This window comes from Flaviramulus sp. (assembly GCF_982512915.1).
On record NZ_CEWOCJ010000021.1, the window covers coordinates 1 to 12956 of the forward strand.

General features: G+C 29.6%; 16 protein-coding genes and 1 tRNA gene. 8 read left to right on the forward strand and 9 right to left on the reverse strand.

Annotation, left to right across the window (positions count from 1 at the left end):
- From AC1XJX_RS11605 to AC1XJX_RS11620, 4 genes are all read right to left on the reverse strand, one after another.
- Positions 1-446, reverse strand: a 446-nt coding sequence (locus AC1XJX_RS11605; protein WP_482004149.1) for a DUF6702 family protein, incomplete at its 3' end; no start/stop codon positions are given.
- Between the two features lie 138 nt (positions 447-584).
- Positions 585-1385, reverse strand: coding sequence for a hypothetical protein (locus AC1XJX_RS11610; RefSeq protein ID WP_482004150.1), 801 nt, complete (start codon positions 1383-1385; stop codon positions 585-587).
- The gene (locus AC1XJX_RS11615) at positions 1372-2184 is read right to left on the reverse strand and encodes a carboxypeptidase-like regulatory domain-containing protein (RefSeq protein ID WP_482004151.1); all 813 of its coding nucleotides are present in this window, start codon (positions 2182-2184) and stop codon (positions 1372-1374) included. Before AC1XJX_RS11615 ends, AC1XJX_RS11610 begins: the two co-directional genes overlap by 14 nt.
- Before the next feature lie 84 nt (positions 2185-2268).
- On the reverse strand, positions 2269-3069 hold the full coding sequence (locus AC1XJX_RS11620) for a carboxypeptidase-like regulatory domain-containing protein (protein ID WP_482004152.1): 801 nt from the start codon (positions 3067-3069) through the stop codon (positions 2269-2271).
- A gap of 119 nt (positions 3070-3188) precedes the next feature.
- On the opposite strand from AC1XJX_RS11620, the gene pepE reads away from it, so the two are divergent.
- The gene (gene pepE / locus AC1XJX_RS11625; protein WP_482004153.1) at positions 3189-3896 is read left to right on the forward strand and encodes a dipeptidase PepE; all 708 of its coding nucleotides are present in this window, start codon (positions 3189-3191) and stop codon (positions 3894-3896) included.
- Positions 3897-3928: 32 nt separating this feature from the next.
- On the opposite strand, the gene AC1XJX_RS11630 is transcribed toward pepE, so the two are convergent.
- Positions 3929-4001: transfer RNA gene (locus tag AC1XJX_RS11630), tRNA-Gly, on the reverse strand.
- Between the two features lie 609 nt (positions 4002-4610).
- On the opposite strand from AC1XJX_RS11630, the gene AC1XJX_RS11635 reads away from it, so the two are divergent.
- Complete coding sequence (locus AC1XJX_RS11635; protein WP_482004154.1) at positions 4611-5015, forward strand: GNAT family N-acetyltransferase; 405 nt, start codon at positions 4611-4613, stop codon at positions 5013-5015.
- 84 nt (positions 5016-5099) lie between these two features.
- On the opposite strand, the gene AC1XJX_RS11640 is transcribed toward AC1XJX_RS11635, so the two are convergent.
- On the reverse strand, positions 5100-5495 hold the full coding sequence (locus tag AC1XJX_RS11640) for an ankyrin repeat domain-containing protein (protein WP_482004155.1): 396 nt from the start codon (positions 5493-5495) through the stop codon (positions 5100-5102).
- Between the two features lie 248 nt (positions 5496-5743).
- On the opposite strand from AC1XJX_RS11640, the gene gpmI reads away from it, so the two are divergent.
- From gpmI to AC1XJX_RS11665, 5 genes are all read left to right on the forward strand, one after another.
- Positions 5744-7261 (forward strand): 2,3-bisphosphoglycerate-independent phosphoglycerate mutase, encoded by a 1518-nt coding sequence (gpmI, locus tag AC1XJX_RS11645; protein WP_482004156.1) that lies wholly within the window; start codon positions 5744-5746, stop codon positions 7259-7261.
- Positions 7262-7315: 54 nt separating this feature from the next.
- Positions 7316-7720: a BT0820 family HAD-type phosphatase gene (locus tag AC1XJX_RS11650; RefSeq protein ID WP_482004157.1), complete on the forward strand. Its 405-nt coding sequence runs from the start codon at positions 7316-7318 to the stop codon at positions 7718-7720.
- Between the two features lie 100 nt (positions 7721-7820).
- Positions 7821-8639 carry a type I methionyl aminopeptidase gene (gene map, locus AC1XJX_RS11655; protein ID WP_482004158.1) on the forward strand — a complete coding sequence of 273 codons (819 nt, stop codon included), beginning with the start codon at positions 7821-7823 and terminating at the stop codon, positions 8637-8639.
- Positions 8640-8641: 2 nt separating this feature from the next.
- Positions 8642-8959 carry a cupin domain-containing protein gene (locus AC1XJX_RS11660; protein WP_482004159.1) on the forward strand — a complete coding sequence of 106 codons (318 nt, stop codon included), beginning with the start codon at positions 8642-8644 and terminating at the stop codon, positions 8957-8959.
- A gap of 5 nt (positions 8960-8964) precedes the next feature.
- Positions 8965-9732, forward strand: a complete 768-nt coding sequence (locus AC1XJX_RS11665; protein ID WP_482004160.1) for a class I SAM-dependent methyltransferase — start codon at positions 8965-8967, stop codon at positions 9730-9732.
- Here AC1XJX_RS11665 and AC1XJX_RS11670 read toward each other — a convergent pair.
- Positions 9729-10703 (reverse strand): FAD:protein FMN transferase, encoded by a 975-nt coding sequence (locus AC1XJX_RS11670; RefSeq protein ID WP_482004161.1) that lies wholly within the window; start codon positions 10701-10703, stop codon positions 9729-9731. The two genes, AC1XJX_RS11665 and AC1XJX_RS11670, sit on opposite strands and share 4 nt — an antisense overlap.
- Positions 10704-11081, reverse strand: coding sequence for a Na(+)-translocating NADH-quinone reductase subunit F (locus AC1XJX_RS11675; RefSeq protein ID WP_482004162.1), 378 nt, complete (start codon positions 11079-11081; stop codon positions 10704-10706). It abuts the gene before it with no gap.
- 64 nt (positions 11082-11145) lie between these two features.
- Here AC1XJX_RS11675 and AC1XJX_RS11680 point away from each other — a divergent pair, with 64 nt between their 5' ends.
- Positions 11146-11454 (forward strand): hypothetical protein, encoded by a 309-nt coding sequence (locus AC1XJX_RS11680; RefSeq protein WP_482004163.1) that lies wholly within the window; start codon positions 11146-11148, stop codon positions 11452-11454.
- Positions 11455-11647: 193 nt separating this feature from the next.
- Here AC1XJX_RS11680 and nqrF read toward each other — a convergent pair whose 3' ends face one another.
- A complete protein-coding gene (nqrF, locus tag AC1XJX_RS11685) occupies positions 11648-12955 on the reverse strand; it encodes an NADH:ubiquinone reductase (Na(+)-transporting) subunit F (RefSeq protein ID WP_482004191.1) in 1308 nt (435 codons plus the stop codon).
- Between the last annotated feature and the right edge of the window lies 1 nt (position 12956).

The following is a 12956-nucleotide window of genomic DNA, read 5'->3' on the forward strand; positions in this document are numbered from 1 at the left end:
TTTGATTTTATTTTTGTTTTATTAATATTTTGTTGTACATCAAATAAATCGAATAAAACTTGATTGCTTATTTCTATGTTTTTTATGTTTTTTACATTTTCAACTTCTAAATAACAACGCACAATATCTCCATCGTATTCTTTACCAATAAAATTAACACTTACACTTTCATTGTTTATTTTGATAGTTAACTTATCTTTTAAGTATTTTTCAATATATGTATTGGCAATTTCAGGCTCATCCTTTCCTGCTAAAGTAATAGTTTCATCATAGCGTGTTCTTAATAAATTTTCAAAATCATCAATAAAAATTCTGGTTGTTATTTGAAGTGATGCCTTCTCTTCAATGTAGTTTATTTGAGAAACACTTATGTAATATTTGTGTAAACTTGTGAATGAAAAAAATGGGATTATTAAAAATAAAAAAAGTAATTTATATAGTTTCATATAATTTAATTTACGCCCTTCAACTCAAAAAATATTTTTTGGTATTTGCTACTAACACTTATTATTAATTAGAATAGATGTGTTTTCTTTTTGCTAAAGTAATTATTATTGTGATTCAAAAAGTATTCCATAAAAAACTTACTGCTTTTTGAAGTTTAGGTTTTCTTTATACTGAACGAGCTTTTCTTTTAAATATTCAAATATTTCGATAGGTCCTTTATTTTGACACCTCAAATTAAAATCTGGATCTTCTTCGCAAAAAAAGTAAAAATCGTTTCTTAAACCCTCTTCAAGTTTGTAAACACTGAAAAAATCTTCAGACAAATCTACTTTTATTTTTCGAAGCAAATCAGCATTTCTTTCTTTTTTAACAAGTTCTTTAAGCATTTTTGTTCTTCCAGAAATACCATTCAAAATAGGGTTAAGTGGTAAACCTCCAGCAAATAGACCAAAAAGCATTTTGGGTTTAAAATCGCCAGCTTCTGCCAGCCTACGTTCACTTTGAGTAGCTATTTTACCTGTATACCCAGGTATACCAACATCGTAAAAATTTATTGGCGGTTCGCCTTCTGTATTATAAATATCTGACATTAAATCGCCAGTCAATACTTTTCCAACTAAAACTTCATCAAGTTCATTTATCTGTTCTTGTAAGACAACAAAAATAGCTTTAGATTCCATGATTTCTCTAGAAACTATAATTTCTTTTTTTAAGTGCTGAATTGAGGAAAAGAGAATGGTATCGTTTAATTTTCCTGTTATAACAAAACCTCCCAAATTATCTGTAATTGTAAAGACTTTAGATGTTTTGTTTATGACATGAATATTTTCAACATCTGTTTTACCTTCAATTTCCCCTGTTATTTCAATGGATTGTGCTTGAATTTGTTGCCTTCCAAATAAAAATAATAGTATTAAAAAGCACTTAATTTTTAACATTTTTAAGCTTCAGGAATTTTCCCTTTTGTTCATTTAAAAATTCAATAAGTACGATTTCGTTTTCTGGTTTTAAAAGCTCCAAATCTATACCGCCATTTTGTATAAATGCAATAAAACCTTCAACTTGTTCACTAGGCATATTAAACGCTTCACTTATATATTGATGAGAATACACATTATATATGGATTTTGGTTGCTTTTTTTTATCATCAAAATCATTATTTTTCTGAGATACAGATTTTTTATTTGATTTAAAAAATAATCTCAAAATCTTAACTAAATCTGGTTGATAAAAGCGTGCATTTGGATTTAAAGTAGCCTCTAAATGATCTTGAATAACACCTCTATCAAATACTTTATCTTCACTCATAATTAAAGCATCTAAATTACCTAAATCTATAGGTTTAATTTTAACGAATTTAACATTTTGAGTATCGGTACCCAAATTACCAGTAAGACCTGATGATAGGGTTACCGCATCTAACTGATTAACCTGCTCTATCAATTGAATTTTCAAAGTGTTTGATTTTATAATAGGCGCATCAATAGTAACTGTAACTGTTTGAAACTGTAAAGCAGTAATTTCAATAATATCATTCAGCGCAACTTCTAATAAAAAAAAACCTTTCTCATCAGTTATAGTGCCTCTATTTGAGGATTTATTAAAAACAGTAACGGCCTCAACCTCATTTGTTGCTGATAAAATAACCCCCTTAACCTCAACCCTTTTAATAATTTGGGAGTTTAAATGTGAAATAACAAATAAAATAAGAGTAAAAAATAGTATGGTTCTTTTCAAGTTATTTAATTTAAAGCTTAAAGAACGCATTTCAAATCTTAAAGAAAATGTAAATAGCCATTAATCTTTTGTTAAAACAAAATTTTATTCTTTTGAGTTTAAAAAAATGATACTTTTTTTATTTATAACTTCCAAAAACTCCATTTCTTTTCCATAATTGAGTAATGAAAAATCAAAATCATCGCTTTCAACAAATCTTATAAACTCCTCAACACGATGTTCTGGAATATTAAAATTATCTACAAGAAACTCAGATCCAAAGTAGTATTTAATATTTTCAACCGGAACATCAGGTACACCAACTTTCTTTTTATCCTTAACCTCAGATCTAAAAAGTGGCAATAATAACTGATCTACTACATTAACAATATTTAATCCATTAACCATCGTTTGTTGTTGAGTACTTATGGCATCATTTGTTATTTCAGATTTATAGTCTTTATCAAAATTAAGGACTTCATTTTGTTTTATTCCAAAATATAAAGCATCTAATTTTGCCTTAAATGAATTTACAGATTCAATATCTTTTTTCAAGTTAGATGTAAGTCCTTTTTTCAAGACAACCACTTCATCTAAACGATTAATTTCCTCTATTAAAAAAAGCTTAATTTTTTTTGAATTCAAAATATCTTGATTTACGTTAAATTTAATATTTTCATATTGTAATGCGCTAACTTCAATAATATCATTTAAAGCAACTTGTATAGTAAATTCTCCATTTTCATTGGAAATAACACCACTATTGGAAGTTGTGTTATAAATAGTAATTCCTGAAATATCATTGCCTTCAACAATAATTTTTCCTAAAACTTCTAATCTATTTATAGTTTGTGAAATTGAAAAAGTAGAGGTGATAAATGCTAAAAAAATAATAATTTTTTTCATGGCTTTTTTTTATTTCAAAATACCACTTTAATTTTATTGTAATGTATAATTTATATTTTTTTTATGATATTACTTTTTGATTGATTTTTGATTAATTTTACCAAGAAAATCTCTATTTCGTGTTAAACTTAATTATTGCAAGCACCTCAACAATCCACGGAAGTGGTTATTTAGATTACATCCTTGATGAATTAAAGGTGTTTTTTGAAAATTCGGATACTATCTTATTTATCCCTTATGCAAGACCAGGTGGTATTTCTCATATTGAATATACAAAAAAAGTAGGTGAAGCTTTTAGCAAAATTGGAAAATCTGTAAAGGGAATTCATTCTTTTGAAAACCCTGTAGAAGCAATTAATAAAGCTGATGCCATTTTTGTTGGTGGTGGCAATACGTTTGTTCTTACCTATCAACTTTATAAAAACAATTTAATTGATGCTTTAAAAACAAGCCTTAAAAAAGGCACTCCTTATTTAGGAACTAGCGCAGGAAGTAACATTTGCGGCTTGACTATAAAAACCACCAATGATATGCCTATAGTTTACCCTCCTAGTTTTAATGCTTTAGGTATTGTTCCATTTAATATTAATCCGCATTATTTAGACCAAGATACTAGCAGTAAACATATGGGTGAAACCAGGGAAACTCGTATAGATGAATTTCATCATTATAATTCACCTCCTGTAATAGGTTTGCGTGAGGGAAGTTGGTTAAAAGTTGAACGACATTCAATTATTTTAAAAGGTCGTTTAACTGCTAGAGTTTTTGAATACAATAAAACACCTTACGAAATAGATTCTGGAACAGAATTAAATTACTTAAAATAAAAAAAGCCTCATCAAATGATGAAGCTTTATTGAGCGGGAGACCGGGTTCGAACCGGCGACATTCAGCTTGGAAGGCTGACGCTCTACCAACTGAGCTACTCCCGCAATAACCGTGTACAAATATATATAAAGTGTTTGTTCATCTGCAAAAAATTTATAGCTTTTTTAAAAAATGAAAACCTTAAATTTAAAAGCCTTAATTTAAATAAAATTTATACGACTGAGGATTACCAACATAGGCATTAAATTCTACAGCTTCACAACCTTTACTATACTTATAATTACAGATTCACTCAAAAAAATGTTTACCTAAAACATTACTTCAATAAGAATCTTGATAAAAAACTTGATCTGGCTAAACACTTTTGCCTGAATAATGTCTTGTACAAAACAACAATCAACAAACACCAATTAATTCTTCATTATCAAAAATACCTACGCATTCATAATTCTGTATAATCATTTCTGGAAATCTTTGTTCGAGCAATTCATTTGATACTTTATAACCGGTTAATTTTTGAACTAAAGAAATTACACTATGTATTTACTCTTTATCTATAATTTTAAGTACAAAAGACATTTAATAATTTTTTTATCTGAAGTAAATAATTATGGAAAATATTTTTAAGTTTGAATTATTAAATTCTAAACTTAATCCCTATCAAAACTTCTGATTATAAAATTAGCAAAATTAGTGCTTTAGAAACTTACAAAGTGAGGCATCCAGTTTTAAGAGCTGGTAAACATATAGATACTTGCCATTTTGCTGGAGATGATTTAGAAACTACGTTTCATCTAGGGATTTTTTTAAATGAAGAATTATTGGGTATTTGTTCTTTTTTTAAAAGTAATCATAATTGTATTACAAGTAAAAACCAATACCAATTAAGAGGTATGGCTATTTTAAAAGAATTTCAAGGCAAAGGCTTGGGAAACATTATTTTAAATTTTGGAGAAAACCTTTTAAGAGAACAAAACACACAAGTAATTTGGTGTAATGCTAGAGAAGTTGCTGTTAATTTTTACTTAAAAACTGGATACAAAACTATTGGTAATACTTTTAATATTAAAGATATAGGCATACATTATATGATGTATAAAAATTTAAATATATATTGATATTTGTGAAATTTTATAAAAAAAGCCTTGATTTTCAAGGCTTTTTTGTGAGTGACTAACTCAAATAATTATATGTTTAAATAATTATTTTTCATTTTTTGACAACGCTTCTTTTAAAATATTAGCAGCATCCACAGCACCATGCAACTTAGCATAATCTAAAGCTGTCATTTTTTTATCAGATTTAGCATTTAAATCGGCACCATGAATAATTAAAAGATTTAAAATATCTGTTCTATTAAATTTAGCAGCATACATTATAGGTGTCATTCCGTTAGAAATCTCGTTCACATCAGTTCCCCGAGCTATCAACTTTTGAACAGTTTCTAAATCACCTTTAGCAATTGAAACACAAAATGAGTTCACTTTAAATAAATACCCAGAATTATTTATTTCAATGTTTTTTGTAATTGGTTTTGCATTAACATTTATGATTGAAAAACATAATGCGATTGTGGAAATAATGATTGTTTTTTTCATGATGAAAGATTTTAAATTAATTTATTCGTTCGTTTTTTGATATACTTAAAAGACTCTCAAAAATTAAATATGTTACACTAAAAATTAGTTATAACAAATTTTTAACGTTTCATTCGTAATTAATTAACGTAACCATTACTTTTTTAAACAAACTTAAAAAGCCTTTAAAACTCTAGTATTTCAGAGATAATTTTCCTGTTATTATATCAAACTTAATTATCTTTGTTTAGCATTAAAATTTTTAAAAAATGAATAAAAAAGTAATCTTGATGATACTTGATGGTTGGGGAAATTCTCCAGACCCGAAAGTTTCTGCAATCGATCATGCCAATACACCTTTTATAGACTCGCTGTATAAAAAATACCCTTTTGCGACATTGCGCACAGATGGTTTGCATGTGGGTTTACCTGAAGGCCAAATGGGAAATAGTGAAGTTGGGCACATGAATTTAGGTGCAGGAAGAATTGTATATCAGGATTTAGTAAAAGTAAATTTAGCTGTAAAAAACAAAACTTTGAATACCGAAAAAGTTCTGGTTGATGCTTTTGATTACGCCAAAACCAATAATAAAGATGTTCATTTCTTAGGATTACTTAGTAATGGTGGCGTACACTCTCACATTAATCATCTTTTTGGATTATTGGAAGCTGCTCATGATTATGGCCTTACCAAAACCTATGTACATGCTTTTACTGATGGGCGTGATGTAGACCCAAAATCTGGTTATGGTTTTTTAACCGAATTACAATCTCAACTTAAAAAAACGAATAGTAAATTGGCTACCGTTACAGGTAGATATTTTGCTATGGACAGGGACAAACGTTGGGAACGCGTTAAAATAGCTTATGATGCTATGGTGAATGGTTTTGGAGAAAAATCTCATAATGTATTAGAAACTATTCAAAAAAGTTATAATAACGACATAACTGATGAGTTTATAAAACCAGTAATAATGATTGACAACTCTAACGAGACCGTTACAAAAATAAAAAATGGTGATGTTGTTATCTTTTTTAATTTTAGAACAGATCGTGGACGCGAATTAACCGAAGCATTATCTCAAACAGATTTTCATGAGCAAAATATGCATAAACTTGATTTGCATTATGTAACGCTTACAAATTATGATGATACTTATAAAAATGTTAATGTTATTTTTAATAAGGATAATTTAAACCAAACCCTTGGAGAAGTTTTAGAGAAACACCACAAAAAACAAATTAGAATAGCCGAGACTGAAAAGTACCCGCATGTTACTTTCTTTTTCTCTGGCGGGCAAGAAAAACCTTTTGAAGGTGAAAGTCGTATTTTAAGAAACTCCCCTAAAGTAGCTACTTACGATTTAAAACCAGAAATGAGTGCTTTCGAATTACGCGATGCATTAGTACCAGAATTACAAAAAGGTGAAGTTGACTTTGTATGCTTAAACTTTGCTAATGGCGATATGGTTGGGCATACTGGTGTTATGGATGCAGCAATCAAAGCCTGTGAAGCTGTTGATACTTGCGTAAAAGATGTTATTACAACTGCATTAGAAAATGGTTATACTACACTTTTAATTGCAGACCATGGAAACTGTGAAACGATGATAAATCCTGATGGTTCACCTAATACAGCACATACAACAAATCCTGTGCCTGTTATTTTAATTGATAATGAACTAACAGAAATTAAAGACGGTATTTTAGGAGATATGGCACCTACCATATTAAAACTTATGGGCATTCCTCAACCAAAAGTTATGACGCAGCATGCACTTGTATGACCTTTAAAAAAATAAATTGTTGTATTTTTGCATTAAACCCAAGTCAAAATATAAATGAACTTTGATCAACATTTAATTATAGCTGTCGATTTTGATGGCACCATTGTAGAAGATGCTTACCCAAACATTGGAAAGCCTATGATTTTTGCTTTTGAAACTTTAAAAAAATTACAAGAAGATGGTCATCGACTTATTTTATGGACTTATAGATGTGGTAATAGATTAGATGAAGCTGTGAAATTTTGTGAAGAAAATGGTGTGGTTTTTTATGCAGTGAATAGAAGTTTCCCAGAAGAAGAGTTTAACAATGATATGAGCAGAAAAATACATGCTGATTTATTTATTGATGACAGAAACATAGGTGGTCTTGTTGGATGGGGAGAAATTTATCAAATACTGACTAATGAAACGCCACAAATTCGTGATAAGAAAAAAGGATTTTTTGATTTTTTAAAATAATCTGATTCACTATAAAATCTACCTAATTCATCAAAAAAGCATTTATTATAAACAAAAGTACAATACTCCTTTTTAATTATATTTGATAATATTTTATAATATGATTGTTATAAAAACAAGAGAAGAAATTGAATTAATGCGTGAAAGCGCTTTAATAGTCTCAAAAACTTTAGGAGAATTAGCTAAAGCTATAAAACCCGGAGTTACTACTTTACAATTAGATAAAATAGCTGAAGAGTTTATAAGAGACCATGATGCCATACCTGGTTTTTTAGGATTATATGATTTTCCTAACACACTTTGTATGAGCCCAAATACTCAAGTGGTTCACGGCATTCCTAATGCGGTTCCGTTAACTGACGGAGATATCATATCAATAGATTGTGGTGCTTTAAAAAATGGTTTTTATGGAGACCATGCATATACATTTCCCGTTGGTGAAATAGCTCCCGAAACCGAAAAATTATTGCAAGTAACTAAAGAATCTTTATACGTAGGTATCAGAGAATTTAAATCTAATAACCGAGTTGGCGATGTTGGCTATGCCATTCAAAAATATTGTGAAGACCATGGTTACGGTGTTGTAAGAGAATTAGTAGGTCATGGTTTAGGCAAAAAAATGCACGAAGATCCAGAAATGCCCAATTATGGGAAACGTGGTAGAGGTAAAAAATTTGTTGAAGGTATGGTAGTTGCTATCGAACCTATGATAAATATGGGTACACACCGCATAAAACAACACAGAGATGGCTGGACTATCACTACTTTAGATGATAAACCAAGTGCTCATTTTGAGCATGATGTTGCTATTATTGATGGCAAACCAGAGTTGCTTTCAACTTTTGCATATATTTATGATGCTTTGGGAATTGAAAGTGACGAAGAAAATGAATTTCGTAAAGAAGGCTTAGTTTTATAAAAATGAATTACAAAATTGAAGATATAAAACCAAAAGAATTAGCAAAAGGAATTACTGGTAAATATGTACATTCTAACAACATGACTATTGGTTTTGTTACCATAGAAAAGGGTGCTATATTACCTTCACATTCTCATTTTCATGAGCAAACTACACAAATTATTTCTGGCAAATTAGAGATGACAATAAGTGGTGAAACCAAAATTTTAGAACCAGGTTCTGTAACAATTATACCATCAAACGTCGTTCATAGTGCTAATGCATTGACTGATTGTGAGGTAACTGATACTTTTTATCCTGTTAGAGAAGATTATAAATAATCCTTTTGAAAAAGCTCTTCAAATTTATCTTAAACATAATCCCAAGGCCCATTCTTATTAGGCTTAGTTATCTAATAAGACCCATTTTAGCTTTCTTTTTAAAAGGTGATAAATACACAGATCCTATTGATGGGAAAAGCTTTAAATCATTTTTACCTTACGGATACGGAAAACAACGTAATAATGTTTTATCGCCTTCTACCCTTTCCTTAGAGCGCCACAGACTTCTTTGGTTGTACCTAAAAAATGAGACTAATTTCTTCTCAGCAAACCATAAAGTGCTTCATTTTGCTCCAGAACAAGCTTTTTATAAACGGTTAAGAAAAATGAAAAATCTTAACTACGTAACTACTGATTTGAATTCTCCCTTAGCCGATGTTAAAGCTGATATTTGTAATTTACCGTTTAAGGATAATGAATTTGATATTATACTTTGTAATCACGTTTTAGAACATATACCAGACGATACAAAAGCTATGCAAGAATTATATCGTGTTTTAAAACCTAGCGGATTTGGTGTTTTTCAGATTCCGCAAGATTTAAAAAGAGATAAAACTTTTGAAGATAATTTAATTATAGACAGAAAAGAACGTGCTAAAATTTTTGGGCAATATGATCATGTACGAATCTACGGTAGAGATTATTTTGAAAAACTTCGGAATATCGGTTTTAAAGTTGAAGAAGTTGATTATACTGCAAAACTTTCAGAAGCAGATATTACAAAATATTGCTTAGCAAAAGGAGAAATTATTCCTGTAGTTTATAAAAACTAGCTTTTAGGGAAATTGTTTAATGAGAGTGTTTCCAATTGGTTTTTATCATTTTCAAAAATTAAAAAAACCTTTAATTCTGGATGATTATTCAAAAAAGCTTTTACTTTTTCAATACCCATAGCTTTAAACGCCGTGGCATAAGCATCTGCAATCATACAGTTTTCTGCAATTACTGAAATACTTAACAAATTTGTTTTACTTGGATAACCGGTTTTTGCATCAATAATATGTGCATATCTATAACCGTTTTCATCTATTTTAAATTTTCTATAGGTACCAGATGTTGCCATAGCTTCATCTTTCAAACTTATAACGCTTAATATAGATTGCGAACCATCAAACTCAGGCATTTCAACACCAACTTTCCAATTACTTTGTTTTTCAGCATTAAGGCCGCTTACTCTAATTTCACCACCAATTTCAACTAAATAATTATTAACATTTTTTGACTCTAAAAACTCTCCAATAACATCAACACCATAACCCTTTGCAATGGCATTAAAATCAATAAAAGTTTTTTTTGGTTTTTGGATTTTATCATTAAAAAACTTAACTTTTTCGAAACCAACTGAAGTCATTAAACTATCAATTTTTAAACTATCTAAGTTTTCAATTTTACCTTCAGGACCAAAATCCCAAGCATTTACTAAAACACCAATTGTAGGATCAAAAGCACCATTAGTTTGCTGAAAAATTTGTTTTGACGCCGAAAAAACTTTTATAAAATGATTATCCACTTTATTGTTTTCATTTCTATTTAACTGAGAAATAATAGAGTTAGTTTGATAAGTAGACATGGAGTTATTTATAACAAAAAATAAGCTATCAATATCATTTTGAAAATCAACATCAGAACCATAAATAATGGAATAACCCGTTCCAAAAACAGACCCCTGTAATTTTGTGTTTACTACATCCTTTTTACAAGCTAAAAAACTAATTGTAAAAAATAAGATTAGTAGTTGTTTCATTTAATTTAAATTAGTTTCTAAAACTTGAATACCATTATACTCAATTAAATACTCTTGATTAAGATAAATAGGTAAACTTTTATGATTTGGATTTCCTAAACCAACACCTGCATACAATACTTTAGCATCCTTTTCTCTGGCGTGTTTTTTGAAACTTTCCATCCAAACTACATCATAATTGTTTGGGTTTTCAGGTAGCATAATAGCTTTAACGATAACAAAATAATATTGCTTGTTTTTATCCATACAAACAAACTGAGGATGCTTTTTAAGTTTGCTATTAACCGCTATAAACTCAAAACCACGTTGCTCTAAATCTTTTCCAACATAGTTCATTGCAAGATTGTGTAATTCTTGATCAGTAAGTGGTATATTCATATTGCAAAAATAATATTAATAATTTAGATATATTTTGTAATTTAAAGTCAAAAATCAATTTTATATGAAAACTTCAATTCGTTTAGTAAACGCTATTCAAAAACTTTATATCGCCTTTCATAATAATGAACTTAACCCAGAATGTTGCAAAAAATGGGCTGTTGGAAATATTTTAGACAAAAAGGATAGCTGGAAACATTTTTCTGACGATCATGGTTCTACTGAATTAAATTACCTTGGAAAAGTACATCAAACACTAGGTAGCAAGTTTAATGGTTATACACCTTTAGAATTATTAAAAATTGAAGCTATCTTTTTAAGAGGTTGTAATTACCAATTACCACTTCATCATAAAAACAAAAAAACCTCTTAATAATTATGATAAAGATGTTTTATTTGAAGGACTTCAAGCTGTCATTGCATTTTTATGCGAATTAGATGATATAAAAAATGTTATGGATTACACTAAACTATTTGAGTTTAAAAACCAAAATACAAATTATCAAATATTTTATAAATAAAAAGCCAACTTAATAGTTGGCTTTTTATTTATAATGATCTAAAGATTATCCTCCAAAATCATCAAATCTTATGTGCTCATCTGGAATACCAAAATCTTCTCCCATTTTTTGAACAGCTTTGTTCATTAAAGGTGGTCCACAGAAATATAATTCTATATCTTCTGGCGACTCATGCTTACTTAAGTAGTTATCAATTACACAGTTATGTATAAAACCGACAAAACCATCACCAGGTGCATCAATATCAACCTTAACTTTCCAGTTATCTTCTGGTAAAGGCTCTGATAATGCTAAGAAAAATTTAAAATTAGGAAAGTCTTTTTCTAATTTATAAAAATGATCTAAATAGAATAACTCTCTTTTAGAACGTCCTCCGTACCAATAAGTAACCTTACGACCTGTTTTAATTGTTCTAAATAAGTGATATAAATGTGAACGCATGGGTGCCATACCAGCCCCACCACCTACGTAAAGCATCTCACTTTCTGACTCATTAATGAAAAATTCACCATAAGGACCAGAAATAATTACTTTATCACCAGGTTTTTGAGCAAAGATATAAGATGAAGCAACACCTGGATTTACATCCATCCAACCATTTTTGGTACGATCCCAAGGCGGTGTAGCAATACGAACATTCAACATAATTTCTCTCCCTTCTGCTGGATAAGAAGCCATAGAATAGGCTCTCTCAACAGTTTCAGAATTTTTCATTATTAATGGCCATAATCCAAATTTATCCCATTCGGCTTGAAACTTATCTGCTGTTTCATGTTCTTCAGGATGCGCAGTAATATCAATTTCAGAATATTTAATTTCACATTCTGGTATTTCAATTTGAATATACCCACCTGCTTTATAACCCATATCCTCTGGAATTTCAACAACAAATTCCTTGATAAAAGATGCTACATTATAATTACGAACAACAGTAGCTTCCCATTTTTTTATACCAAAAACCTCTTCAGGTATAGTGATATTCATATCTTGTTTAACTTTTACTTGACATGCCAAACGAGCTCCATGTTGTAATTCTTTTCTTGAAAAGTGAGGTGTTTCAGTAGGTAGGGCTTCTCCACCGCCAGATAATACGTGGCATTCACACTGGATACAAGTACCACCACCACCACAAGCGGATGGTAAGAAAATCTTATTTCCACCTAATGTAGAAAGTAAACTACTTCCTGAAGCTACTTCTATTTCTCTTTCACCGTTAATAGTTATTTTAACTGGACCTGAAGGTGACAATTTCTGCTTAACTACTAATAATAATGCTACTAATAACAACGTGATTAATAAAAAGGCTGTTACTGTTGCAATGACTGTTCCTAATGTGCCTGCTGCTAAAATCATA

Bases quoted from the DNA above. Each gene is read 5' to 3' on its own strand.
- AC1XJX_RS11610 (WP_482004150.1), bottom strand. From the start codon at position 1,385: ATGTTAAAAATTAAGTGCTTTTTAATACTATTATTTTTATTTGGAAGG.
- AC1XJX_RS11620 (WP_482004152.1), bottom strand. From the start codon at position 3,069: ATGAAAAAAATTATTATTTTTTTAGCATTTATCACCTCTACTTTTTCA.
- AC1XJX_RS11640 (WP_482004155.1), bottom strand. From the start codon at position 5,495: ATGAAAAAAACAATCATTATTTCCACAATCGCATTATGTTTTTCAATC.
- gpmI (WP_482004156.1), top strand. From the start codon at position 5,744: ATGAATAAAAAAGTAATCTTGATGATACTTGATGGTTGGGGAAATTCT.
- AC1XJX_RS11650 (WP_482004157.1), top strand. From the start codon at position 7,316: ATGAACTTTGATCAACATTTAATTATAGCTGTCGATTTTGATGGCACC.
- map (WP_482004158.1), top strand. From the start codon at position 7,821: ATGATTGTTATAAAAACAAGAGAAGAAATTGAATTAATGCGTGAAAGC.
- AC1XJX_RS11660 (WP_482004159.1), top strand. From the start codon at position 8,642: ATGAATTACAAAATTGAAGATATAAAACCAAAAGAATTAGCAAAAGGA.
- AC1XJX_RS11670 (WP_482004161.1), bottom strand. From the start codon at position 10,703: ATGAAACAACTACTAATCTTATTTTTTACAATTAGTTTTTTAGCTTGT.
- AC1XJX_RS11675 (WP_482004162.1), bottom strand. From the start codon at position 11,081: ATGAATATACCACTTACTGATCAAGAATTACACAATCTTGCAATGAAC.
- AC1XJX_RS11680 (WP_482004163.1), top strand. From the start codon at position 11,146: ATGAAAACTTCAATTCGTTTAGTAAACGCTATTCAAAAACTTTATATC.
- nqrF (WP_482004191.1), bottom strand. From the start codon at position 12,955: ATGATTTTAGCAGCAGGCACATTAGGAACAGTCATTGCAACAGTAACA.